We start from the raw sequence: 23,351 nt of genomic DNA on the forward strand, positions 1-23,351 counted from the left end.
CCGATGGCCGCAATGACGACCGGCTTGGCCGACGATGAGGCCGCACCGCACGCCGCCGGCGCCGCCAGCGGCGCTTACGTGGCGCAACTGCACACCAGTCTCGAAGCGGTCAAACCGCTCTGGCTGCGTCTCGAGACAGAGGGCGTGTGCACCGGCCACCAGCATTTCGCCTGGGCCGAAGGGATCGTCGAAGGGCTCGTGCCGCAAAAGGCCGACCTCGCCATCGTCGAGGTGAGGGACGCCGCCACGGGCGAGCCGAGGATGCTTGTGCCGCTGATGCGCCGCCGTGCATTCCACCATTGGGTGATCGAGTGGCTGAGCTGCGGCGTGTGCGACTATTCCGCGCCTTTGCTCGCCGACGCGACGCCGTGGACCAGGCAATCCGCCGAGGCTGCCTGGACGGCAGTGCTTTCCGTGCTGCCGCCGGCCGACCGCATCCACATCGTCGGTATCCCGAAGGAGGTCGGCGGTGTCGCCAATCCCCTGGCGCTGCTTGAGCCGGCGCGCGATTCCATCCACTCGCACTACGGCATCGCCATGGACGGCGACGCCGAAACCGTCGTCAAGCGCATCTGCCGACCGTCCTTCGTCAAGGCGCTCAACAAGGACTTGCGCCGGCTCGATCGCAATGGCGGCCTGGCCCTGGTCGAGGCCGACACGCCGGCCCTGGTGGACTCCATCTTCGGCAAGCTGGTCGAGATGCGGCTCAGCCGTTTTCGCGAGCTCGGCCGCTTCGATCTGCTCGCGCAGCCGCCGGTGGTCGATTTCTACCGCGAAGCCGCGCATCGCGGCCTGACGGACGGTTCGGTGCGGATCTTCGGCCTGCGCGCCGGCGAGGTCATGGTCGCGGTCCAGTACCTGGCGGCCCATCTGGGCACCTTGCATGCGCTTCTGATCGCGATCGACCAGGGCGCGGTGCCCAATGTTTCGCCGGGGCTCTGCATCATGGGCGAGCTGATCCGATGGGGGCGCGGCGCCGGCTTCGACTATTTCGACCTGTCGGTCGGCAACCAGAGCTACAAGGAACATATGGGCGCGGTGAAGTCGGTTCTGTCCGAACTTTGCTACGGCATCACACTGAAGGGCGTGGCGGCGAGCGAGGCCATCAAATACCGCGGCCGGGGCGTGGCTTTCGTGCGTGACAACCCGCGCCTGTTCAAGGTCGCGCAGGAATTCATGCAGCGCTGGCGGCGACTGCGGGCGCCGCGGTGAACGGCCGCCTGCGTCCGGCAAATTGACTCATATTGAGCTCTCCGCCATGTTTATGGGCGGCCGCTATCCGAGCGGCAGCGTGTTCGAGTGAGGCCATGGTCAGTCCTGTCGCCAGAGAAAAGTCCCGCCGCGCCGCGGTGAAGACCGCGCTCGACCGCCACAGGGTCTATGTCACCGCGCAGCGCTTTTCCGGCGGCTCCTACAGCGCCCGCGTGCTGGTCGATGGCGAGGCCTATTGGGTCGACGAGTTCCGGCTCTCGCAGTTGAGGCAGGGACTTTCCCCCGCCGAGCTGGAATTGACGCCGGCGATTGACGATTGATTTCTGTCCTTTGCTCCGCCGCGATATAGGAAAATCCGAGATGCTGGCGGGACAGCACCCCCCTCTGTCCTGCCGGACCTCTCCCCCGCAAGGGGGGAGATCAGATGTCATCACCGCTTTCGCCAATCGCCAACGCTGCAGAAGAGGCGCCGGCAGCCAAGCTGCCAATCTCCCCCCTTGCGGGGGAGATGTCCGGCAGGACAGAGGGGGGTGTGACGGAACGCGGCGTCGGCAAGGCGAGCTTGCCATCCCTCCCGCCTGACCCATGGCCGCCAACCTCAAACCCTATCGCGCCAAACGCGAATTCTCCCGCACGCCCGAGCCGGCGGGCAGCCTCGCGGGTGCAGAGGGCAACCGCTTCGTCGTCCACAAGCACCACGCCACAGCCGACCACTATGACCTGCGTCTGGAAGTCGGCGGCGTGCTGAAGAGCTGGGCGGTGCCGCGCGGTCCCTCACTCAACCCGGCCGACAAGCGTCTCGCCGTCGAGACCGAGGACCATCCGATCGAATATATCGACTTCGAGGGCGTCATCCCCGAGGGCGAATATGGCGGCGGGCCGATGATCGTCTGGGACACCGGCACCTGGGCGCCGATGGACGATGTCGAGAAGAGCCTCAAGACCGGTGCCTTCAAGTTCCGCCTTGCCGGCGAGAAGCTCAATGGCGGCTGGATGCTGACGCGGCTGAAGCCCAAGCCCGGCGAGGACGAGAACAGGAAGAACTGGCTGCTCTTCAAGGAGCGCGATCTCGCTGCCGATCCCAAGCTCGACATCCTCGAAGCGCGGCCGGAAAGCGTGAAATCGGGACGGCGCATCGAGGAACTGATCGCCGTGAAGAAACCGCCGCGCTTGCCGCCGAAAGCCGGTTCGCTGAAGCCCGGTGCGCTGCCTGGCGCTGTGAGAGGCGATCCGCCAAGCCGCGTCGAGCCGCAGCTCGCCACGCAGGTGCCGAAACCGCCGGGCGGCGATGATCCCGCCGGGCGCACCGGCGAGCTCTGGCTGCACGAGATAAAATTCGACGGCTACCGCACCATGGCGCATGTGGTGGATGGAACGGTGAGATTGATGACCCGCGCGGGCATCGACTGGACGAAACGCTATGGCGATCTCCCGCAGGCCTTTTCGCGGCTGCCGGTCAGCCGGGCAATCATCGACGGCGAGATCATGGTGCTCGACGACAAGGGCATCTCGCGCTTCGCGCTGCTGCAGGACGCGCTGGCCGAGGGCGCCGGCTCGAAACTGCATTTCTACGCCTTCGACCTGCTTCACCTCGACGGCTGGGACCTGCGCAAGGCGCCGCTGCAAAAGCGCAAGGCCCTGCTTGCCGAACTGCTCGCCGGCCAGGCCGCCAACGCCGCCATCCAGTATAGCGATCATGTCGAGGGCGACGGGCGCGGGCTCTACCAGCAAGCGACGGAACTCGGGCTGGAAGGCGTCGTTTCCAAACGCGCCGACGCCATCTACCAAAGCGGCCGCACCAAGAGCTGGACCAAGGTGAAGGCGCAAGAGAAAGGCGACTTCGTCATCGCCGGCTACACCGTTTCCGACCGGGCTGAAGGGTTGGCGGCGCTGGGCATGGCCGAATTCGAGAATGGCGAACTGCACTATCGCGGCAAGGTAGGCACCGGCTTCGACAGCGATATGGCGCGGGATCTCCTCGCCCGGCTGGAACGGCTGACCGCCGGCGCCACGCCGCCCGAAGGCGCGCCGCGCGAGATCATGCGCGAGATGCACTGGGTGAAGCCGCTGCTGTCGGCCCGCATCCACTATGCCAACCGCACCGCCGACAATTCGCTGCGCCACGGGGTCTTTCGCGGCCTGCGCGATATCGGCGGGCTCACCACGCCGGTGCCGGTCAAGCGCAAGCGGCTGATCGCCGAGTCCGATCTTGCCACCATCTGGGTGACCAATCCGGAACGGCGGCTGTTCGGCAAGACCGGGCCGACCAAGCTCGACATCGCCGTCTATTACGCGCTGGTCGGCGATTTCATGCTGCCGCATATCCTGGGACGTCCGGTCTCGCTGGTGCGCTGCCCGACCGGCAAGCCGCAGGATTGCTTCTTTCAGCGCCACGCCTTCACCGGCATGCCACCTTCGGTGGCGGTGTTCGAGAGCAGCAATTCGGAAGGGGAGACGAAAACCTATCTCTCGGTCGAGGACGCCAAGGGCTATCTGGCGCTGGCGCAGTTCGGCGTGGTGGAATTCCACACCTGGGGCACGCACCGGTCAAAACTCGACAAGCCCGACCAGATCGTCTTCGACCTCGATCCGGGCGAGGGGATTTCCTGGCGTGAGGTGGTGGAGGCGGCGGTCCACATCAAGGGCGGGCTGGAGAGCCTCGGCCTGGTGCCTTTCGCGAAAACCTCCGGCGGCAAGGGTATCCACATCACCGTACCAGTGACGCGCAAGCAGAACTGGAAGAAACTGCACCAGGTGAGCAGCGCCATTTCGACTTTGCTGGCCGCGAGTTCGCCCGACACCTTCACCACCACGATGGGCAAGGAAAACCGCAAGAAGCGCATCTTCATCGACTTCCACCGCAACGCCCGCGGCCACACCTCCGCCGCGCCTTACTCGCTGCGCGCCCGCACCAACCTGCCGGCTTCGACGCCGGTGAGCTGGACGGACCTCGAAGCCATCGATGCGCCCGAGGATTTTAACTACGCCTCGCTGCCGGGGCTGCTGGAGACGTCCGGCGATCCCTGGGCGGAGATCGATGAGGCGGCCAGGGATTTGCCGGTGGTGGAGAATGGGCTGTAGCCTCTCGGCGGCGTCGTTCTTGGATCTGCTCGCGTCGCTTCGCTCCTTGCTCCGCCCTAGAACGACGAAATGTCGAGGCCTTCAGCCAATCGCCGGCGTCTCAATTCCTCTCCATCGACGCTCGATACAATTTGAACTATCCTCCGCCGCAACTCCGCCCGAAAACACTTCGCTAGGGTTTTACCGCTACGATCAAAGGTCGGTGTAGGATTTCCACGGCGCTGTTCGTCCTACGGACGAAGCGCTGCAGAGCATGGTCCCAAAAAGTGGGAACCGGTTTTTGGACAAGACCATGCTCCAACATAGTGTCAGTGCATGGCCGCGTAGGAGTTCATCATGGCGCCCAGGGCAAGTTGGAAAGGTTACCTCAAGCTCAGTCTCGTCAGCTGTCCGGTCCGGCTCTATCCGGCCACCAGCGCGAGCGAGCGCATCTCGTTCAACCAGTTGCACAAGAAGACCCACAACCGCATCAACATGAAGCCGGTCGATCCCGAGCTCGGCCTCGTCGAGCGTTCGGACCTAGTGCGCGGCTACGAATATGAGGACAAGCAATATATCATCATCGACGACGCCGACCTCGATGCGGTGAGGATCGAATCCAATCATACGATGAACATCGAGGCCTTCGTCGACGAGGGCGAGGTCGACGTCATCTACCAGGACGCGCCCTATTACCTGGCGCCTGACGGCGCCATGGCCGAGGAAACCTTCGCGGTTCTGCGCGAGGCGATGCGCAAGTCCGGCAAGGTCGCCATCGCCCGCCTGGTGCTTTCCAGCCGCGAGCGCGTGGTGACGATAGGCGCGCGCGAGAACGGCATGTTCGTCTGCACCTTGAGGAACCCCAACGAAGTGCGCGGCACCACTGAATATTTCGGCAACATCCCCGATGCCAAGCCAGACGCGGAAATGCTGCAGCTGGCCGAGGCGCTGATCAAGCAGAAGGAAACCCACTTCGATCCGAAGAATTACGAGGATCGCTACGAGGTGGCGCTGATGGCGATGATCCGCGAGAAGCTCAAAGGGCACAAGCCGATCATCGCGGCGGCGCCCGAGCGCGGCAATGTCATCAACCTGATGGATGCGCTGAAAGCGAGCCTCTCGCAGCAGGCGAAGCCCCCGGCCAAGTCGAAGAGCAAGGCCGAGGAAGCACCCGTAAAACCCGCCAGGAAGGCGGCCGCCGGCGGCGGCGCGCCTGAGAATCCGCTGAAGGCGAACCTGTTGAAGGCCGTCGGCAAGAGCAAGAAGTGACGGGAAATGCAGGGCCAGTGATCGTTCCCGGCGCCGTCTTCGGCGTCGTCGGCGCGCTAGCCGCCTTTCCGCTGCGGCTTGCCGTGCGCGAGGTCGAGCGCCGCCACGCGGAGCTGAGGCGCGGCGTCACCCGCCGCACTTCACATGTCGTGTTCGGCCGCGCGCTTCTCGCCAAGGCGACGAAAGCCGGCGACGTCGAGATCGAGCGCCGCGCGAAGGCAGAGCGCGAAGCCGGCCGCGCCCTGGTCAGCGAGAACGGTTTCCTGCGCCTGCTTGGGCTGATGAAGGCGCCCGAAGCGTCCTCGCTCTCCAGGCAATCGCTGATCGATCAGTCGCGGCTTGCCGGCGGCGATCTCGACATGTTGTCGCTGTTCGACGCCTTCGAGCATGACGCCGAGCCTTATTCCTTCCGCGACCTGATCCTGGCTAGAAAATATGCCGGGCTGATCGCCAGCGGTGCGTCCTGGGGCGCCATTGCGCGCTCTGTCCACCGCTCCGGCCCGGTCGCGTCGCTCACCGCCAAGTCGCTCAACCTCGGCTCGCAGCATGGCCGGCCCGACACGATCTATCTCGACGAGGGCCGAAGCGAGCTCGACGGCCAATTGCTGTTCGATCTCGGCTCGCCGGAAGACGACACGCTGGAGGAGCTCTTCGCCGAGGCGGAGATGGCGGAAGAGGAGGGGCGCCACGACGATGCCGCGGCCCTTTACCAGCGCTGCCTGGCGATCGATCCCAAGGATGCGATTGCCGCCTTCAACCGCGCCAACTGCCTGCGCGGCGCCGGCCGGATTGCCGAGGCCGCGCATGATTACGCGCGCGCGATAAAACTCGACCCGGGCTTCGTCGAAGCCTGGTTCAATCTCGCCGGCCTGATGAGCGACGAGGGCAAGGTGGCGTCCGCGCGCAGGCATCTGCAGAAGGCGATGGCGCTCGACAAGACCTACGCCGATCCGGTCTTCAATCTCGCGCGGCTGGAGTTCGACGGTGGCAATCTCGTCGAAGCTCGGCGGCTGTGGGTGCGCTATCTGGAGCTGGATGCGGTATCCGAATGGGCGCGGACTGCGCAGAAGGGGATACAGTTCGTGGATCTGCATATGGCACGCACGGCGGGGTGACGATGATTGGCGAAGGCCGTCGCGACAGCCAATCTCCCCCCTTGTGGGGGAGAAGTCCGGCAGGACAGAGGGGGGCGCTGTCCCGCCGGCCTCTCAACCTCTTGCGGCCGCCGGTTCTGGAGTTGTCTTCATGTAAGCGGCGAAGCCGGTATTCCTTCGCGCCCCCCTCTGTCCTGCCGGACTTCTCCCCCACAAGGGGGGAGATCAGCAGCTTCGCCGTCGCGCCGGGAACAATCCCATGACCACTTTCCTCTTCGACGGCTTCGACACCGCCCCCGTCACCATCCTTCTCGCCCACGGCGCCGGCGCGCCGATGGATTCGCCTTCCATGACGGCCACCGCCAAGGCGCTCGCAGCGGCCGGTTTCCAGGTCGCGCGCTTCGAGTTCCACTACATGGCGGCGCGCCGCTACGGCCATCGCAAGCCGCCGCCGCGCGCCGAGACGGTGAACCCGGAATATGTGAAGGCGATCCTCGACCTGCGCGCCAAGGGCGTGACCGGCAAGCTGATCATCGGCGGCAAGTCGATGGGCGGCCGCGTCGCTTCGATGGTCGCCGACGAGATGTACGCCAAGGGCGAGATCGCCGGACTGGTCTGCCTTGGCTATCCATTCCATCCGCCGGCCAAGCCGGAGCAGTTGCGCACGAAGCATCTCATCGACCTGAAAACGCCGACGCTGATCTTCCAGGGCACGCGTGATGAGTTCGGCACCAAGGACGAGGTCGCGACCTACGGGCTTTCCCCGGCCATCGAGGTGGTCTGGTTGGAGGATGGCGACCACGACTTGAAGCCGCGCAAGGCGATCTCGGGTTTTTCGACGGCGGATCACCTGAAGACGGTGGCGGAGACGACAAAGGCGTGGGCGTAGCGTCCACATCGGTCGTCATCCTAGGGCGAAGCAAGGAGCGAAGCGACGCGCGCAGACCCTAGGATCCATGCCGTGACGTTAAAGCGTTGCAACGGTTCAGGATTTTGCTCCGCCGCGCTCCACGGCGAACGTAACGGAATAGATCCTCGGGTCAAGCCCGAGGATGACGAGGCGAGAGGCGCCTTCGGCATTCAAAAATGAAACTCGCCACCTTCAACATCAACAACATCAACAGCCGGCTGGAAAACCTGCTGGCTTGGCTCGCCAAAGCAAAGCCCGACGTCGTCTGCCTGCAGGAGTTGAAGGCGCGCGACACGCAGTTTCCGCTGACCCGGCTCGCCAAAGCCGGCTATGGCGCGGTGTGGAAGGGCGAGCCGACCTGGAACGGCGTGGCGATCCTCGCGCGCGGCTCCGAGCCCGTCCTGACGCGCGATGCGCTGCCCGGCGACGATGCCGATCGCCAGGCGCGCTACATCGAGGCGGCGGTCGACGGCGTCGTCATCGCCTGCCTCTATGCCCCCAACGGCAACCCGCGGCCAGGGCCGAAATTCGACTACAAGCTCGCCTGGCACGAGCGCTTCGCGGCGCATGCGGAGCAACTGCTCGACACCGGCCTGCCGGTGGCGCTGGCCGGCGACTTCAACATCGTGCCAGAGCCGCGCGACATCTATGCCACCCGCTCTTATGACGACAACGCGCTGGTGCAGCCCGAAAGCCGTGCCGCCTTTGCCGCGCTGGTCGAGCAGGGCTGGACCGACGCCCTGCGCAAGGTTTTTCCCAGGCAAGAAAAACTCTACACCTTCTGGGATTATCGACGGAACCGCTGGCCGCGCGACGCGGGCCTGCGTCTCGACCACATATTGCTATCGAAGAAGCTGGCGCGGAAACTGAAAGCGGCGGGCATCGACCGCGAGGTGCGGGGAGGCGACAATCCCAGCGATCATGCGCCGGTTTGGGTGGAGTTGGGGTGAGAAAACAAAAATCCCCGCAATAGCGGGGATCGTTGAGAATCAAAATCCTGGGTGCCCGATCATGGGGGCGGAGCGGGCGGAGGCGAACCCGCCACAATCACGGAAAGCTTGCCTCTGCGGATCAAAACCGGCTTCTCGTAAGTCTTCTTCATGGGTTGCCCTCCAATACTCCAGTAGATGATCTCAAATGAGTGGTTTCTGTCAAGCATTCGACCAGAGCGGCCGTTCGACACCTGGGGAAAGCCTTCTGCTGGTAGAACCGTGGTCCAATAGTTTCGATAGCGCAGGCGTTCTCCCGCCGGCGTCTCAATCATGCGCCTTCCACAGCAACGACTTGCGGTGTTGGTGTCCAGCGCTAATCTGCTGAAGAGTTGGAGGGGGTAAAATTTCATGCTCGTGGTCTTGAACACGTGTCTCCAGCCGTTGCTGCCTCGCAATGGCTGATACCATCCTCGTCGCCCTCATCTCCGCCCTCGTCCTTGCCTGCGCTGTAGCTCTCGTCGCGATCGCGCTGCGCTGGCGCCGCAAGCGCCGCAGGGCGCGCGGCAGCCCCAATCCGGCGGGCGACTATGCGCCGCGCGCAGCCTGGGGCGGCAGCCGCGGAGCGCTCAACTATTCGTCCTTCGTCTTCATGGATGTCGACGGCGACGGCAAGTTCGGACAGGCCGACCGGCCGATCGCCGGCATCGTGGTAAGGGCCTATGACGAAAAGGGCGCATTCCTCGCCGCGGTGCGAACCAACAATGGCGGCTTCGCCAATTTCGTCATGTCGGCGAAGAAACATCGGGCCGTCCTGCGCGCGCCCGGAACCTACCGGTTTTCGGTCTCGGTGCCGAAAGGCTGGCGCGTGAGCACCGGCAATGAGGATCAGTCGCTGCGCCTCGACACCATGCCCGGCGCGCCGTCAGGTCTCGCCGGCGAGGACTTGCCGAAGGCGGTCGGTCTCTCGCCAGGACGCTTCATTCGCGGCAGGACCGTGACCGAGGCGGCGCTTCAGGTCATGGGCAAGGGCAGGGTCCTGGAAACCAGAGCGCTACTGCCTGGCGACTTCCTTGTCGGTCTCTCCTCCGACGCCGACACGCTGACGATCTCTGGATCGGGTCTCGACCGTCGCCTGGCGCTTACCCCCTATCCGGCCGATCTCGGACTTTTGCGATCGGACGCGATCGCAGCCGATGCGGCACTCGAAACGGTCGACTTCGACGCTGTCACCGCCCTGCCTTTTCAGAAAATTCCCTGCGGCCATGCCGGTCTCGACTGGCGCAACCTGAACGCCCTGACGAGCCAGTACGTCAAGGACAGCGAGGGCTATCTCAACGGCAATCTCTCACGCGGCCGCGTTGCCTATACCAGCAGCGGCCATCCGGCGGAGTTTGCCGGCACGACACCCTTCGGCTTTCATTCGATTATGCTCACCGCCGCATGGCTGGCTTCGGAAGGCGAGGTCGCATTGGTCGAAAGCTGGCTCGATGACGAACTGGTCGCCAGCGACGAGATCGCGCTCTCGGCGTTGGCTCCGGTCCACTACGCACCGATGCTGAAGGCGGTGACGCGCGTGCGCATTTCCACGAAGCACTATTGGCAAGCTGTGCTGGACGGTTTGGTGCTGGTGCGCTGAATCCGCCGAGATTGCCGGCGTCGGCCTTCGCGTATTGTCAAGAAGCGCGGGGATAACCGGTCAGATCACCGGCCCGGTTCCATTGATGGGACCTGAACCGGCGCCGTTGATTGCCGTGATGGCCGAAAGCTTGCCCTTCCTGGCGAAGGTTGGCTTCTCGTAGACTTTCTTCATATTCCGAAGTCCCCGATTTACCCAAAACAGCATGCCGGCCGACAACAAGCTGTCGGTCCAACATGCCAAGCCGGCATGTTCGATCGTAGGCCGATCAGTCCGTCGAAACCGGAGCGTTCGCCGTAACTGCCGAAAGCCTGCCCTTCCGGATGAGGTTGGGCTTCTCGTAGACCTTCTTCATAAAAAATCTCTCCAAACGCTCGCGCCAACCTGAGCAGCGCCTATGGCTGCTTCCCAGTCGGGCCTAACGATCGCTATTCCCGATGATCAACCCGGGAGGGGGTTGGAAGGGCTGTTCAATGCCGTGACTGTCGAAAGCTTGCCTTTGCGGATGAAGATAGGCTTCTCGTAGATCTTCTTCATGCTAATGGCTCTCCTGAAAATCCCCGCCGGATAATGTCATAAGAGCGTTTCCTGTCAACCAATGCGAGTGGTTGAGGTCTTTATTCTTGGGGAGTGTGGCTTTCTGCTCACGCGACCGGCTTTCAACGAAGAGAAAGACCTCAATGCCTCGAGCTAGTCGGCGGGATATTGGTCCGCCGGTCGAGTAAAGTTGAAAAGCCGGCCGTCGTTGGGCGGAAGAGCACGCCCCGAGGCCGAAGCAGATTAATCTTTCCTCGTGTGATGTCTTGCACTTAGCCTGGCAAGAAAGCTCGGCTAGGATGGCTGATGCGCCTTCCGCATTCAGGCGGGAGGAACGGGGGGTGGATGAAGCGATCGACCGACAGGCTGCTGGCGCTGGCGATGCTGATCGTCGGCATTGCCTGCTTCGCCAAGCTCTATCTGGCGTTGGGCGGCAAGCCGCTGGCGACGGCGCGGCTGGAAGTCTTCGGCGTGGCCGGCGTGCTGTCGGTCCTTGCCGGGCTGCTTTTCCTCGCCGGCCTGCTGCCGGGCGCCGCCAGGCACGATCCGGCCGCCCCCTTGTTCGGCCGCGACGCCGAGATCGCGCCGGCCGGCCATCCGCGGCTGCGCCGCGCAGCACTCGCTTTGCCGCTTTTGGCGCTGCTCGTCATCGTCGCCGACCAGTTCGGCCCGTGGCGGACGCAGCGGCCGGATGGCGAACCGGCGAAGGAAGTCGCCGCCGCGCCGGCGGAACCGGCGCCTCGGCCATCCGAGCCGAAGCCCGAGCCGGAGGCGAGCACAAAACCAACCACGCCGGAGGCGAGCGCAAAACCGACCACGCCGGAGGCTAGCGCAAAGCCAACCGTGCCCGCATCCGCGCAGGAAGAAGTCGCGAAATCCGCGCCGCCGGCAGAGCCGGTTGCGGCTCCCGTTCCGCCGTCGCCGCCAGCCATCGCGCCGCAGCCTGCCCAACCGGCACAGCCCACCGAGCAGACGGCGCTCGCGCCCGCAACGCCGCCACAGATAGTGGCGCCGCCTCCACTGGCGCCTCCGGCCCAGCCGACCGCGCCCGAAGGCCACCGCGACGCCGTCGTCTGGCTGGCGGTGTCGGCCGACGGCCACGAGATCATGAGCGCAAGCACCGACCGCATGATCAAGCTCTGGGACATCGACGGCAAGCGGCTGATCCGCGATCTCGGCATCCACAAGGACATGGCGCGCAGCGCGCTTTTCATGCCCGACGGCAAGACCGCGCTGACCGCCGGCGACGACGGCGAGATCGTGCTGCGCCAGCTATCCGACGGCACGGTGCTGCACGTCTTCTCCTCAGGGGCGAACGGCGGCGTCCGGCAACTGAAGGTCAGCCAGGACGGCAAACTCGCCGTCAGCGGCCACGACACCGGTTCCGTCGTCGTCTGGGACCTGGAGAAGGGGACGGTGTCGCATGTGCTGCCGGGCCACGACTGGTCGGTGAGCTCCGTCGCCATCTCGCCCGATGGCACCAGGGCGCTCACGGGCAGCATCGACGGTGAGCTGAAGCTCTGGGATATCGTTTCGGGCAAGCAGCTGCGCAGCTGGCACGGCCACGACCGCGGCGCCTATGGCGCGGTCTTCCTGGCCGACGGCCACCACGCGGTGACCGGCAGCGGCGACTACACGATAAAACTCTGGGACCTCGACAGCTTCAGGGAAGTGCGACGTTTCGAGGGCCATTCCGGCACGGTCTACGCGCTGGCCCTGTCGGCCGACGGCAAGCGGCTCGGCTCCGTCTCGCTCGACGGCACGGCACGGATCTGGAATATGGACACCGGCGCCGAGATCGCCGAGTTCGATCCCGGCACCGGCCCCATGTATTCTGTCGCCTTCGCCGCCGATGGCACGCTTTTGACCGGCGGCATCGACCGCACCATTCGCGACTGGCCGGCGGCGGGAGGCGACGGCACGGTGCTGTTTGCCGGGGCGCCGGAGTAGGCGGAAGCGATTGGCGGCGGCGGTCGAGCGCGTGATCCCCTCGGGGGAGATCGGCTGTCATTGACAGTCCGCTGATCGAGCCTAGTTCATCCCGGTGACGGCATGGCCGGCTGCATAGTGCCGAGCCCTCTGCAAGGAGTGCCTCCTTGAAACGCTTCTGGACCGGCGTTCTCATCCTCATTGTAGTCTGCCTGGCGGGTTTCGCCGCCTATGCCTGGAAGCCGGCGATCGACCCGATCGAACCGCCGCAACGCGCCTCCTTCGACCAGACGCTGATCGTGCAGGGGGCGGTGGTCGCTTCGGTCGGCAACTGCACGTCCTGCCATACCAAGCCCGGCGGAAAGTCCTTCGCCGGCGGGCTGGCGGTGCCGACGCCATTCGGTACCATCTATTCCACCAACATCACGCCGGACCCCAAGACCGGTATCGGGCGCTGGTCGGAAGCTGCCTTCAGCCGGGCGATGCGGGAAGGCGTCGAGCGCGACGGCGATCACCTTTATCCGGCCTTCCCGTTCGACCATTTCACGCTGGTCTCCGACGAGGACAACAAGGCGCTCTATGCCTATCTGATGACGCGGCATGCCGTGGAGAATCGACCTCCCGCCAATGAGCTGCCGTTCCCGCTCAACCTGCGCTTCGTGCTGGCGGGCTGGAAGCTGCTCTTCTTCGACAAGGGCGCCTATCGCGAGGATGCCTCGCAGAGCGCCGAATGGAACCGCGGTGCCTATCTCGTCGAAGGGCTTGGCCATTGCGGCGCCTGCCACACGCCGCGCAACCTGCTGGGCGCCGAGCGGAAAGGCGCGCATCTGGCAGGCGGCGAAGCGGAGGGCTGGGATGCCTTCGCGCTCGACAGATCGTCCTCCGCGCCAATCCCATGGACGCATGACAGCCTCTTTGCCTATCTACGCCAGGGCTGGCATGCCGATCACGGCGTGGCCAACGGACCGATGGCCGAGGTCACCGGCAATCTCGGCCGACTGCCGGATTCCGACATCAGCGCCATCGCCACTTACCTGGTCTCCCAAATGGGCGAGCCGACGCCGGAGCGGGCGGCGGCAGCCGAGGACATCCGCAAGAAGCTTTCGATCGACCAGGGTGGCACGCCGATACCGGCCAGCGCCACCACCGGCAGTCCGACAAGCCGCGGCGGCGCGATTTACCAGGCGGCCTGCGCCACCTGCCATGACGGCAGCCGCCCGCAGCCCTTCGGCGGCATCAATTTCCATCTCTCCAGCACGATCGCCGCGCGCGATCCTCAAAATGCAATCAACGTCGTGCTCTTTGGCCTGCCGGCGGCGAGCGGCCGGGAGAGCCCGATCATGCCGGGCTTCGCCGCGACGCTGACCGACGATCAGGTGGCGGACCTGCTCGGCTATCTGCGCGAGGCCTATGCCCAGAAGCCGGCATGGGCGGACGCGAAAACGAAGACCGCCGACACCAGGAGCGGCAAATACCGGGTCAGCGTCCGGCCTTCGGACGGCATCGAGCGCAGCCCGGACAATGTGGGAGCCAAGGACTGATGGTCAAGCTCAACGTCAATGGCACGTCACATGACGTCGACGTCGATCCGGCGACGCCGCTGCTCTATGTGTTGCGCAACGATCTGAAGCTCAACGGAGCAAAGTTCGGTTGCGGCCTCGGCCAGTGCGGCGCCTGCACGGTGATGGTCGACGGCAAGGCGGTCTTTTCCTGCCTGACGCCGGCCATGCTGGTCGAGGGGCGCGAGATCAAGACGGTCGAGGGCCTTGGCACCATCGACGATCCCGGCCCGATGCAAAAAGCTTTCATCGAACAACAGGCGGCGCAATGCGGCTATTGCATTGCCGGCATGATGATGCGGGCGCAGGCGCTGCTCGAGGCAAAGCCCGATGCCACCGACGCCGACATCAGGCAGGCGCTGGAGCCCAATCTCTGTCGCTGCGGCACGCATATGCGCATCCTTCGGGCCGTGGCCCGCGCCCGCGACCTGATGCAGGGCAAGTCCGCCGGCAACATGGCGCCGGCAGCCGCCACCGGGAGGGGATGATGAACGCACCGAACCTGCTTCCCGATGTCACCCGCCGCGGCTTCCTGGCGGGAGCCGGCGCGCTGGTCGTATCCTTCGCCATCCCCGCCGAGGCGCAGCAGGGCGAGGTACCGAGCGCGCCCGGCGCCCAGACGGCGAAACCCGAATTGCCCGGCAGTCTGGCTGATACGCCCTCGCTCGACGCTTGGATCCGCATCGACGCCGACGGTTCGATCACCGTCTTCACCGGCAAGGCCGAGCTTGGCCAGGGCACCAAGACGTCGCTGCGCCAGATCGCGGCCGAGGAGCTCGAGGTCGAGCCGGCGGCGATCAAACTGATCACCGCCGACACCGCGCTGACGCCGAATGAAGGCTACACCGCCGGCAGCCAGACGATCCAGAATTCAGGCACCGCCATCCGCTATGCCTCGGCGCAGGCGCGGCAGATCCTGATCGCCAAGGCCAGCGAAAAGCTCGGCGCGCCGGTCGAGGCGCTGAAGGCTGAGGCGGGAGCGGTCGTCGGCCCGAACGGCGCCAAGGCCGGTTATGGCGAACTGGTCTCGGCCGATTTCCTTCATGTCGATGCGGCGGCGGATACCAGGCTCAAGCCGCCGGCAGCCTATCGCGCGATCGGCAAGCCTTTCGCGCGGGTCGACATCCCGGCCAAGGTCACCGGCGGCGAGGCCTATGTCCAGGACATGCGGCCGCCAGGCATGGTTCATGCCCGCGTCGTGCGGCCGCCGAGCTACGGCGCGAAGCTCGCCGACTTCGCCGATGTCGCGGTCAAGGCGATGCCTGGCGTGATCGCCGTGGTGCGCGACGGCGATTTCCTCGCCGTGGTCGCCGAGCAGGAGTTCCAGGCCGTGAAGGCCATGCGCGCCATGGCCGTCGTCGCGAAGTGGCAGGAGCAGCCTGCGCTTCCCGACCCCAACGATATTTCGGCTTTCCTGGAAAAGGCCGTGTCGAAAGTCGGCACGGTGACCTCCGTCGGCGCCGACAGCGCGCCGGGAGCCAGGACGCTCCAGGCGCAATTCACGCGCGCCTACCAGATGCACGGCTCTATCGGTCCATCGAGCGCGGTGGCCATGCTCGACAATGGCCTGACGACGGTCTGGACGCATACGCAAGGCGTCTATCCCGATCGCAAGGCGATCGCCCAGATGCTCGGCGTGCCGCAGGAGAAGGTGCGCTGCATCCACACCGAGGGCTCGGGCTGCTACGGCCACAACGGCGCCGACGATGCGGCGGCCGACGCCGCGCTGATCGCGCAGAAAGTGCCGGGCAAGCCGGTGCGCGTGCAATGGATGCGCGACCAGGAGCATCTATGGGAGCCATACGGACCGGCGATGCTGACCAGGGCGAGTGCCACGCTCGACCAGAACGGCAACATCGTGAACTGGCACTACGACCTGTGGAGCAACAACCATGGCACGCGGCCGGGTTCCGCCGGATCGCTGATCGCCGGCAGGCTGATGGAACGGCATTTCCCGCCCGATCCCGCCGAGCTGCAAATCTCTCCGCTCGGCAATGGCGACCGCAACGCGATCCCGCTCTATGACGTGCCCAACCAGCGCGTGAACTGGCACTTCGTCGCCGACATGCCGGTGCGCGTGTCCGCGCTGCGCGGCCTCGGCGCCTATTGTAACGTCTTCTCCATCGAAAGCTTCATGGACGAGTTGGCGGTGGCGGCGAACGCCGATCCGGTCGAATACCGCCTGCGCCATCTGAAAGACCCGCGCGCCAAAAAGGTGATCGAGGTCGCGGCGCAAAAATTCGGCTGGTCGAAGGATGCTTTGCCGGAAGGCCGGGGCAGGGGTTTCGCCTTCGCCAAATACAAGAACCACGCCGCTTATCTGGCCCTTGCGCTGGAGGCCGATGTCGACAGCGACAGCGGCGCGATCAAGGTGTCGCGCGTCGTTGCGGCGGTCGATTGCGGGGAGGCCGTCGCCCCGGATTCGATTATCAACCAGACCGAAGGCGGCATATTGCAGTCGATGAGCTGGACGCTTTACGAGGCCGTGCATTTCGATCGAACGCGCATCTTGAGTCCGGACTGGTCAACCTATCCGATCCTGCGCTTCAGCGCGGTGCCCGACAATATCGAGGTGCAAGTCGTCGATAATCCCGGCACGCCTTATCTCGGCGTCGCCGAAGCCGCACAGGGCCCTACCGCTGGCGCCATCGCCAACGCATTCCGGAACGCGACCGGCAAGCGCATATATGATCTGCCTTACACGCGAGAGAGGGTGAAGGACGTGCTGGGGGTTTAGGGCCTTAATCTCCCCTCGAGGAAGATGTCGCCGAAGGGGACAGGGGAGTTCACTGTACAAGTTACGTGCGCGCCGTCATCCTAGGTGGATAGACAAACCTACCAGTCAGCGTCCCGTCCCATCATGCTCAATCTCCACCTCGTCGAAGCCTCGATCGCCGACCTGCGCCGCGCGCTGGAAGACGGCACCGTCACCAGCGTCGAGCTCACCGCCGCGTATCTGCGGCGCATTGCGCATTACGACCGCCACGGCATCGCGCTGAACGCGGTCCCCATCCTCAACCCGAACATGTTCGAGGAGGCGGAAGCTTCGGACCGCCGCCGCCGAGAGGGCAAAGCCCTCGGCCCGCTCGACGGCATCCCTTACACCGCCAAGGACAGCTACAAGGCCAAGGGCCTGACGGTCGCCGCCGGCTCGCCCGCCTTCGAGCATCTCGTCGCCGGCGAGGACGCCTTCACCATCGCCAGGCTGCGCGCCGCCGGCGCGGTATTGATCGGCCTCACCAACATGCCGCCGATGGCCAATGGCGGCATGCAGCGCGGCGTCTATGGCCGCGCCGAGAGTCCGTACAACAAGGACTTCCTCACCGCCGCTTTCGCTTCCGGCTCGTCCAACGGCTCGGGCACGGCGACCGCCGCATCCTTCGCCGCCTTCGGCCTCGGCGAAGAAACATGGTCGTCCGGCCGCGCGCCCGCTTCCAACAACGCGCTGGTCGCCTACACGCCCTCGCGCGGCGTGATTTCGGTGCGCGGCAACTGGCCCTTGGTGCCGACCATGGATGTGGTGGTGCCGCACACGCGAACCATTCCCGACATGCTGGAGCTGCTCGACGTGATCGTCGCCGACGATGCCGAGACGCGCGGCGATTTCTGGCGCGTGCAGCCCTGGGTGGCGATTCCGAAAACATCGGCGCTGCGGCCGGCGAGCTACGCCGCGCTTCCGCTGCAAGGCGCGCTGAAGGGCAAACGCCTCGGTGTGCCGAAAATGTATATCGGCAAGGATGATGGCGCCGACCGCCCGATCAAGACGCGCGCCTCGGTGCTGGAGCTTTGGCGTCAGGCAGCGCGCGATCTCGAAGCGCTCGGTGCTGAAGTGGTCGAGGTCGATTTTCCCGTCGTCACCAACTACGAGCGCGACCGTCCGGGCGTGCTGTCGATGGTCGACCGTGGCCTTGTGCCGGCTGAATTCGCCGAGCGCGAGATCTGGGACCTGTCCATCTGGTCCTGGGACGATTTCCTGCGCGCCAATGCCGATCCCGCGATCCCCGATCTTGCTTCGGTCGACGGCGCAAAGATCTTCCCGCAGCCGCCGGGCACGTTGCGCGACCGTTATGGCGAGGTCGATTTCGATCTGGCGCAGTATGTCGAGCGGGCGAAGCAGGGCGTGGCGCCGCTCGAGGGCATTCCCACCATCGAGGCCGGATTGAAAGGCCTGGAGACAACGCGCCGTATCGATTTCGAGGACTGGCTCGATGCCAACCGCCTCGATGCCGTGGTGCTGCCGGCGGTCGCCGATGTCGGTCCGGCCGATGCCGACGTCGACGAGGCTTCCGCACGGCTTGCCTGGCGCAACGGCACCTGGGTCGCCAACGGCAATCTCGTGTGGCGCCATCTCGGCATCCCGACGGTGACGGTGCCGATGGGAACGATGGCCGATATCGGCATGCCGGTCGGCCTCACCTTCGCCGGCAAGGCTTATGACGACGTGGCATTGCTGACCATCGCCGGCGACTATGAGCGGGCCACCAGACGCCGCACCGTTCCGCCGCGCACGCCGGCGCTGGCCGGCGATGTGTTCGAAGGCAGTGGCGCGACTGCCGGCGATGCGCCGCTCACGCTGGCGCTGACCGCCGAGACGACGCGCTCCGGCGACACCGACGAGATCGCGATCGTGTTGGACGTCGGCGCGGACGAGCCGGCCGCGGTCAAGGTTCACGTCAATGGCGAGCCTGTCGTCATGCGGGCGGAGGGCAACCGCCAGACCGGTCGGGTGGTCGTGCCGGCATCGACGCATCAGGGCTTCCACAGCGTCTGGCGCGGCGCCTATGGCTCGATCGTCACGGCCATCGCGCGCCTGCCCGACGGGCACTGTAAGGGAACCTTCACGATCACTGGCGGGATCGGGTGACAGGCCACCACCGATCTGGCAGAGTGACCTTAAGAGGCCGGGCTGGTCCGTTGTGTTTACTGCTCGGAGGGGGATTTGTACGCTGGCGGCTCAGTGCGATTGCATGCCGGAGTTCGGTTCAGGCTGATCCGCATCGTCGTGGCATTGGCGGGACTTGCCGTGGTGCTCGACGGCTGCGCCAATCCCAAGGTCATCGAAAGCGCCGTGCCCCAGGCTGCCGCGCCGAAGGCCGCAACACCGAAGCCTGCCAAAGTGGCCGTCGCCTCGCCGGCCGCCTCACCAGCGGTGGCGCCCGTTGTCGCGTCGCGGCCGTCCTGCACCGACCAGTGGAAATCCCACGGGCATACCACCCAGCCGGAGGCGCAGGCTTTCGCGAAAAACTGCCTCGCGGGGCAGGGCGCGTTGACAAAAATGGTCGATCATAAGACCGTGACGCGCAAGCTGGCCTACCTGATCGATGCTGAAAAGCCGCTGAGCGGTCTCGAGCCTTCCGACATAGGGGTTTTCTGCCCCGGCTATCTGCGCCAGGACCGCGGCGGCCGCGCCGTGTTCTGGCGTACGCTGCTTGCCGACCTGGTCAGCGCGGAATCCGTCAACAGCAGCTCCGCCGCCTATTGGGAAGAGGACCAGGACCAGTATTCGATCGGCCTGCTGCAATTGTCGCTTTCGGACGAGCAGAGATACCATTGCGGCTTCAAGTCGGAGGTCGACATCACCGATCCCGACCGCAACCTTGCCTGCGGCGTCAAGATCGTGACGATGCTGGTCGGCGCCGACGGTGCGCTTGGCGGTGGCCAGGGCACGGAAATGAAGGGCATCGGCGCCTACTGGCAGAATTTGCGCCGGCCTTCCGAAATGCGCGGCAAGCTGATCGCCGCCACCCGCGCGATTCCGCAATGCGTGGCCGACCCGAGGAATGCCTAGGCGGATAGCAGGACGATTGGCGCAGAGACCGGCGCTTCGCGTTATTTCCCCCTCGAGGGAGGAGAAAGATGCGGCGCTACTCCAGCCAGTCCACCACTAGCGCCATCACACCGAACACCGCGCCTGCGGCGCACACCGCGTTCCAGCCGCCCCAGGCCCAGGCGATGCCGGCCAGCAGCGAGCCGATTGCGCCGCCGATGAAGATGATGCCGACGAACAGCCCGTTGATGCGGCCGCGCGCCTTGGGCTGCAAAAGATTGACGGCACGGCGGCCCGGCGTCTGGTCGCCGACGACGCCGATATCGAGCAGCACCGCGCTTGCCCCCATCAGCACCAACGGCAGCCATGCGCCGCCCGCCTCGACAGCCCCGGCAGTGGATGGTGCGTTTCGGCGCTGTCTTGTTCTTGACCCATCCCCCACCCACGCTATCTTCGCCGCCATGCCAGAGACCGCCCCCTCCGCCGCTGCGCCGCTGATCGTCATCGATCTGCAGACCAACATGTTCGACGGCCGTTTCGAGCCGCCGATCCACGACGCCGACACGATCGCCGAGCGCGCCCGCAGGCTGATCGACTGGGCGCGGCGTTCCGGCCGCAAGGTGGCGTTCATCCGCCATGACGGGCCGGAGGGCGACCCGCTGGCGCCGGGCGCTTCCGGCTGGCCGGTATGGCCGCTGCTCGGCCAGGCCGCCGACGAACCGACCTTCGGCAAAAGCGTCGGCAACGCCTTCTCCAACCCCGACCTCGCCGAATGGGTGGCGGGGCAGGGTGCTGACGACGTCGTGCTCCTTGGTGCCCAGACCGATTTCTGCGTCGCCGCTACCGTGAAGGGAGCCTTCGCTGAGGGGCTTGGGGTCACCGTGGTCTCCGACGCGCATTCGACGCTGGATTCACTGAAGGAGAAGGCGCCCGATATCATCGCTCGCCACAACGAGGCCTTCGAGGGGCAGGGCGCGCGGATGACGACCACGGCGGAGCTGGTTGGGAGTTGAGCGCTTTCTTCCTCCTCCCCTTGTGGAGCACCCCTATCCGTCGCCTTCGGCGACACCTTCTCCCGCAAGGAGAGAAGGAATAACCCAACCCAAGGAGCCTATCTTGCCCACCCTCGATCTTCCCGCCGAAGGCGGCTGCCGCTGCGGCCGCGTGCGCCTGAAGATTTCGGCAAAGCCGCTGCTCACCATGGCCTGCCATTGCACCGGCTGCCAGTCGATGTCGTCCAGCGCCTATTCGCTGAGCGCGGCAATCCCCTCGGAAGGTTTCGAGGTGACCAAGGGCGAGCCGGTGGTCGGCGGCCTGCATGGCGCATCGAAACACTATTTCTGCGGCTATTGCATGCCCTGGATGTTCACCCGACCGGAAGGGATCGACTGGTTCGTCAACCTGCGCCCGACCATGCTCGACGAGCATGCCTGGTTCACGCCCTTCATCGAGACCTGGACCAGTGAGAAATTGTCCTGGGCGGCGACATCGGCCGCGCACAGCTACCAAGCGCTGCCGTCCTTCGAGGAATATGAGCCGCTGGTCGCCGAATACGCCGGCACGCAAGGCTGACCAAAAGCGGGGCCGGTCAAAAAAGCGGCGACCTAGGGCAAGGTCGCCGTTTCCGTTCATGGTCGACGCGGCCGTTGGGGGCGCATTGTTGGGGATGTGCTTGGGCGTCCGCGTCGACCACGGCGGCCTCATACCGCAGACTGCACCATGGCACATTTGCCGCCCGCTGAAACTTCCGCGAAAACGGTATATGGCGGCTCTTCCCTTCTCCCCTTTGTTTGGGAGAAGGTGGCCGAGCGAAGCTCGAACGGATGAGGAGTGTTCCAGCTTGGCGATATCGCTTGCTCAGCCGTGGCCGTGCGGCCCTCACCGGCGCCTCATTCCTTCCAGCAACCGTCTCGGCGCTGCGCGCCGATCCGCCTTCTCCCACAAGGGGGCCCGCAAGGGGGAGAAGGCGAAGGCGAAACACTTTCTCCCTCGATCCGCATTGACCTGGTCCGCCCGGCCGGCGACGACTGAGGCTTTCCTTTTCAATGGATTGCATCGTGGACCAGACTCATTTTCTCAACGCCAGGCTTGCCGACGGCACGGTCGCTGACCTCGCCGTCGCCGGCGGCCGTTTCAGCGCCATCGTGCCTGCAGCCAATGCGACGACGCCGCCGGCTGGCGCCATCGATCTCGCCGACCAACTCGTGCTGCCGGCTTTCGTCGAGGGTCATATCCATCTCGACACCTCCTTCTATGGCGATGCCTGGCGCCCGCACACTCCCTGCACCAATGGTTTTGACGTGCGCGAGCGGGTCGCCTTCCAGATGCGCAATCTCGAGCAGGCCGCGCCGATGGAAGAGCGCGCGAAAAGCCAGCTCGAGCTCTGCGTCGGCAATGGCAGCCTTACCATGCGCAGCCATGTCATGGTCGACGCCTCGGTCGGGCTGAAGCATGTCGAGACGATCCTTGGCGTGCGGGAGAAATACCGCGACTTGATCGACATCCAGCTCGTCGCCTTCCCGCAGAGCGGCATTCTGTCCTCGCCAGGCACCGTAGAACTGCTCGACGAGGCGCTCAAGCTCGGCTGCGACCTGATCGGCGGGCTCGACCCGGCAAGCTTCGATCGCGATGTGAAAGGCCATCTCGATGTCGTCTTCGGCCTTGCCGAAAAGCGCGGCGCCGGCGTCGACATCCACCTGCATGACCGCGGCACGCTTGGCCTGTTCGAGATCGAGGAAATAGTCGCCCGGACCGCGGCACTGGGCATGCAGGGAAAAGTCGCCGTCAGCCACGCCTACGGGTTGGGCGACATCTCCGCCGATGCGTTGGCCGGAGCCGGCGAGCGGATCGCTGCCGCCGGCGTCGCCATCATGACCAACGCGCCCGGCGATCATCCTTTCCCGCCGGTGGCCGCGCTGCGCAAGGCGGGCGTCACGGTCTTCGCCGGCTCCGACAACATCCGCGATTCGTGGTGGCCCTATGGCGATGGCGACATGCTCAACTGCGCCAACATGATCGGCTACCGCTCCGGCTTCTACGAGGACTGGGAACTGAAAGCCGCTTACGACGTGGTGAGCCATGCCGGCGCCAAGGCGCTCGGGCTCGAGGGCTACAACATCGCCGTCGGCGCCAAGGCGGATTTCGTTGCGCTGAAGGCAGAGCATGTCCCGGAAGCGGTGGTGGCTGTGCCGAAGGAGCGCACCGTCTATCGCGCGGGCAGGGAAGTGGCGCGAGGCGGGAAGGTGGCGGCGTAGGACGTCGTCTCCTGGAAGGCGGGCCTTCGCTTGACAACGTCTATTCGGATGCCGCACGTTTCCTTGCAGCTTGGGGACTTGGCCATGAAGAAAGAATATTCAAAGCCGACGCTCGTCCGTAAAGGCCGGCTCTCGGCGCGGACCGCGCAGCAGGCCGGATCGGATTCGCAGGCGCCGGAGTAAAGCGCGCCC

21 protein-coding genes are annotated in these 23,351 nt (G+C 65.4%); 17 read left to right on the forward strand and 4 right to left on the reverse strand.

Annotation, left to right across the window (positions count from 1 at the left end; translation table 11 throughout):
- Positions 1-3 precede the first annotated feature (3 nt).
- The 7 genes from FJ424_RS03040 (at position 4) to FJ424_RS03070 (ending at position 8,495) form a co-directional block, all read left to right on the forward strand.
- Positions 4-1,212 carry a GNAT family N-acetyltransferase gene (locus FJ424_RS03040; RefSeq protein WP_246677128.1) on the forward strand — a complete coding sequence of 403 codons (1,209 nt, stop codon included), beginning with the start codon at positions 4-6 and terminating at the stop codon, positions 1,210-1,212.
- Positions 1,213-1,307: 95 nt separating this feature from the next.
- Complete coding sequence (locus tag FJ424_RS03045; RefSeq protein ID WP_140645475.1) at positions 1,308-1,532, forward strand: hypothetical protein; 225 nt, start codon at positions 1,308-1,310, stop codon at positions 1,530-1,532.
- Positions 1,533-1,797: 265 nt separating this feature from the next.
- Positions 1,798-4,293 carry a DNA ligase D gene (ligD, locus tag FJ424_RS03050; RefSeq protein WP_140652090.1) on the forward strand — a complete coding sequence of 832 codons (2,496 nt, stop codon included), beginning with the start codon at positions 1,798-1,800 and terminating at the stop codon, positions 4,291-4,293.
- Positions 4,294-4,629: 336 nt separating this feature from the next.
- A complete protein-coding gene (locus FJ424_RS03055; RefSeq protein ID WP_140652088.1) occupies positions 4,630-5,541 on the forward strand; it encodes a Ku protein in 912 nt (303 codons plus the stop codon).
- Positions 5,538-6,656, forward strand: a complete 1,119-nt coding sequence (locus FJ424_RS03060) for a tetratricopeptide repeat protein (protein ID WP_246677129.1) — start codon at positions 5,538-5,540, stop codon at positions 6,654-6,656. Before FJ424_RS03055 ends, FJ424_RS03060 begins: the two co-directional genes overlap by 4 nt.
- A gap of 238 nt (positions 6,657-6,894) precedes the next feature.
- Positions 6,895-7,524, forward strand: coding sequence for an alpha/beta family hydrolase (locus FJ424_RS03065; RefSeq protein ID WP_140652086.1), 630 nt, complete (start codon positions 6,895-6,897; stop codon positions 7,522-7,524).
- A 197-nt stretch (positions 7,525-7,721) separates the two neighbouring features.
- Positions 7,722-8,495, forward strand: a complete 774-nt coding sequence (locus FJ424_RS03070; RefSeq protein WP_140652084.1) for an exodeoxyribonuclease III — start codon at positions 7,722-7,724, stop codon at positions 8,493-8,495.
- Between the two features lie 59 nt (positions 8,496-8,554).
- On the opposite strand, the gene FJ424_RS33885 is transcribed toward FJ424_RS03070, so the two are convergent.
- Positions 8,555-8,809 carry a hypothetical protein gene (locus tag FJ424_RS33885; RefSeq protein ID WP_246677130.1) on the reverse strand — a complete coding sequence of 85 codons (255 nt, stop codon included), beginning with the start codon at positions 8,807-8,809 and terminating at the stop codon, positions 8,555-8,557.
- A gap of 122 nt (positions 8,810-8,931) precedes the next feature.
- On the opposite strand from FJ424_RS33885, the gene FJ424_RS03080 reads away from it, so the two are divergent.
- The gene (locus FJ424_RS03080; protein ID WP_140652082.1) at positions 8,932-10,113 is read left to right on the forward strand and encodes a hypothetical protein; all 1,182 of its coding nucleotides are present in this window, start codon (positions 8,932-8,934) and stop codon (positions 10,111-10,113) included.
- A gap of 60 nt (positions 10,114-10,173) precedes the next feature.
- On the opposite strand, the gene FJ424_RS03085 is transcribed toward FJ424_RS03080, so the two are convergent.
- Positions 10,174-10,287, reverse strand: a complete 114-nt coding sequence (locus FJ424_RS03085) for a putative RiPP precursor (RefSeq protein WP_140645482.1) — start codon at positions 10,285-10,287, stop codon at positions 10,174-10,176.
- A gap of 267 nt (positions 10,288-10,554) precedes the next feature.
- The gene (locus FJ424_RS03095) at positions 10,555-10,650 is read right to left on the reverse strand and encodes a putative RiPP precursor (protein ID WP_140652080.1); all 96 of its coding nucleotides are present in this window, start codon (positions 10,648-10,650) and stop codon (positions 10,555-10,557) included.
- 345 nt (positions 10,651-10,995) lie between these two features.
- Between FJ424_RS03095 and FJ424_RS03100 the strand changes: the two genes are divergently transcribed.
- The 6 genes from FJ424_RS03100 (at position 10,996) to FJ424_RS03125 (ending at position 19,926) form a co-directional block, all read left to right on the forward strand.
- Positions 10,996-12,600 carry a WD40 repeat domain-containing protein gene (locus tag FJ424_RS03100; RefSeq protein ID WP_140652078.1) on the forward strand — a complete coding sequence of 535 codons (1,605 nt, stop codon included), beginning with the start codon at positions 10,996-10,998 and terminating at the stop codon, positions 12,598-12,600.
- 146 nt (positions 12,601-12,746) lie between these two features.
- The gene (locus tag FJ424_RS03105; RefSeq protein ID WP_140652076.1) at positions 12,747-14,120 is read left to right on the forward strand and encodes a cytochrome c; all 1,374 of its coding nucleotides are present in this window, start codon (positions 12,747-12,749) and stop codon (positions 14,118-14,120) included.
- Positions 14,120-14,626, forward strand: a complete 507-nt coding sequence (locus FJ424_RS03110) for a (2Fe-2S)-binding protein (RefSeq protein ID WP_140652075.1) — start codon at positions 14,120-14,122, stop codon at positions 14,624-14,626. The genes FJ424_RS03105 and FJ424_RS03110 overlap by 1 nt, the downstream gene beginning before the upstream one ends.
- Entirely contained in the window at positions 14,626-16,875 is a 2,250-nt protein-coding gene (locus tag FJ424_RS03115) for a molybdopterin cofactor-binding domain-containing protein (RefSeq protein WP_140652073.1), read from the forward strand. Before FJ424_RS03110 ends, FJ424_RS03115 begins: the two co-directional genes overlap by 1 nt.
- Before the next feature lie 123 nt (positions 16,876-16,998).
- Positions 16,999-19,002, forward strand: coding sequence for an amidase (locus tag FJ424_RS03120; protein ID WP_140652071.1), 2,004 nt, complete (start codon positions 16,999-17,001; stop codon positions 19,000-19,002).
- Positions 19,003-19,101: 99 nt separating this feature from the next.
- Positions 19,102-19,926: a hypothetical protein gene (locus FJ424_RS03125; protein WP_140652070.1), complete on the forward strand. Its 825-nt coding sequence runs from the start codon at positions 19,102-19,104 to the stop codon at positions 19,924-19,926.
- 76 nt (positions 19,927-20,002) lie between these two features.
- Here FJ424_RS03125 and FJ424_RS03130 read toward each other — a convergent pair whose 3' ends face one another.
- Positions 20,003-20,368 (reverse strand): hypothetical protein, encoded by a 366-nt coding sequence (locus tag FJ424_RS03130; protein ID WP_246677131.1) that lies wholly within the window; start codon positions 20,366-20,368, stop codon positions 20,003-20,005.
- Between FJ424_RS03130 and FJ424_RS03135 the strand changes: the two genes are divergently transcribed.
- The 3 genes from FJ424_RS03135 to FJ424_RS03145 all read left to right on the forward strand — a co-directional run bounded on the left by FJ424_RS03135 (position 20,367) and on the right by FJ424_RS03145 (position 23,159).
- Positions 20,367-20,918 carry an isochorismatase family protein gene (locus FJ424_RS03135; protein WP_140645491.1) on the forward strand — a complete coding sequence of 184 codons (552 nt, stop codon included), beginning with the start codon at positions 20,367-20,369 and terminating at the stop codon, positions 20,916-20,918. The two genes, FJ424_RS03130 and FJ424_RS03135, sit on opposite strands and share 2 nt — an antisense overlap.
- A 103-nt stretch (positions 20,919-21,021) precedes the next feature.
- Entirely contained in the window at positions 21,022-21,477 is a 456-nt protein-coding gene (locus FJ424_RS03140) for a GFA family protein (RefSeq protein WP_140652068.1), read from the forward strand.
- Positions 21,478-21,950: 473 nt separating this feature from the next.
- Positions 21,951-23,159: an amidohydrolase family protein gene (locus tag FJ424_RS03145; RefSeq protein WP_140652067.1), complete on the forward strand. Its 1,209-nt coding sequence runs from the start codon at positions 21,951-21,953 to the stop codon at positions 23,157-23,159.
- Positions 23,160-23,351 lie beyond the last annotated feature (192 nt).

The sequence above is a fragment of the Mesorhizobium sp. B3-1-8 genome (assembly GCF_006439495.1).
Classification (GTDB): Bacteria; Pseudomonadota; Alphaproteobacteria; order Rhizobiales; family Rhizobiaceae; genus Mesorhizobium.

Excerpts from the sequence above, each read along its gene's own strand:
- FJ424_RS03040 (WP_246677128.1), top strand. The coding sequence starts at position 4 with ATGGCCGCAATGACGACCGGCTTGGCCGACGATGAGGCCGCACCGCAC.
- FJ424_RS03045 (WP_140645475.1), top strand. The coding sequence starts at position 1,308 with ATGGTCAGTCCTGTCGCCAGAGAAAAGTCCCGCCGCGCCGCGGTGAAG.
- ligD (WP_140652090.1), top strand. The coding sequence starts at position 1,798 with ATGGCCGCCAACCTCAAACCCTATCGCGCCAAACGCGAATTCTCCCGC.
- FJ424_RS03055 (WP_140652088.1), top strand. The coding sequence starts at position 4,630 with ATGGCGCCCAGGGCAAGTTGGAAAGGTTACCTCAAGCTCAGTCTCGTC.
- FJ424_RS03065 (WP_140652086.1), top strand. The coding sequence starts at position 6,895 with ATGACCACTTTCCTCTTCGACGGCTTCGACACCGCCCCCGTCACCATC.
- FJ424_RS03070 (WP_140652084.1), top strand. The coding sequence starts at position 7,722 with ATGAAACTCGCCACCTTCAACATCAACAACATCAACAGCCGGCTGGAA.
- FJ424_RS33885 (WP_246677130.1), bottom strand. The coding sequence starts at position 8,809 with ATGATTGAGACGCCGGCGGGAGAACGCCTGCGCTATCGAAACTATTGG.
- FJ424_RS03080 (WP_140652082.1), top strand. The coding sequence starts at position 8,932 with ATGGCTGATACCATCCTCGTCGCCCTCATCTCCGCCCTCGTCCTTGCC.
- FJ424_RS03085 (WP_140645482.1), bottom strand. The coding sequence starts at position 10,287 with ATGAAGAAAGTCTACGAGAAGCCAACCTTCGCCAGGAAGGGCAAGCTT.
- FJ424_RS03095 (WP_140652080.1), bottom strand. The coding sequence starts at position 10,650 with ATGAAGAAGATCTACGAGAAGCCTATCTTCATCCGCAAAGGCAAGCTT.
- FJ424_RS03100 (WP_140652078.1), top strand. The coding sequence starts at position 10,996 with ATGAAGCGATCGACCGACAGGCTGCTGGCGCTGGCGATGCTGATCGTC.
- FJ424_RS03110 (WP_140652075.1), top strand. The coding sequence starts at position 14,120 with ATGGTCAAGCTCAACGTCAATGGCACGTCACATGACGTCGACGTCGAT.
- FJ424_RS03115 (WP_140652073.1), top strand. The coding sequence starts at position 14,626 with ATGAACGCACCGAACCTGCTTCCCGATGTCACCCGCCGCGGCTTCCTG.
- FJ424_RS03120 (WP_140652071.1), top strand. The coding sequence starts at position 16,999 with ATGCTCAATCTCCACCTCGTCGAAGCCTCGATCGCCGACCTGCGCCGC.
- FJ424_RS03135 (WP_140645491.1), top strand. The coding sequence starts at position 20,367 with ATGCCAGAGACCGCCCCCTCCGCCGCTGCGCCGCTGATCGTCATCGAT.
- FJ424_RS03130 (WP_246677131.1), bottom strand. The coding sequence starts at position 20,368 with ATGGCGGCGAAGATAGCGTGGGTGGGGGATGGGTCAAGAACAAGACAG.
- FJ424_RS03145 (WP_140652067.1), top strand. The coding sequence starts at position 21,951 with ATGGATTGCATCGTGGACCAGACTCATTTTCTCAACGCCAGGCTTGCC.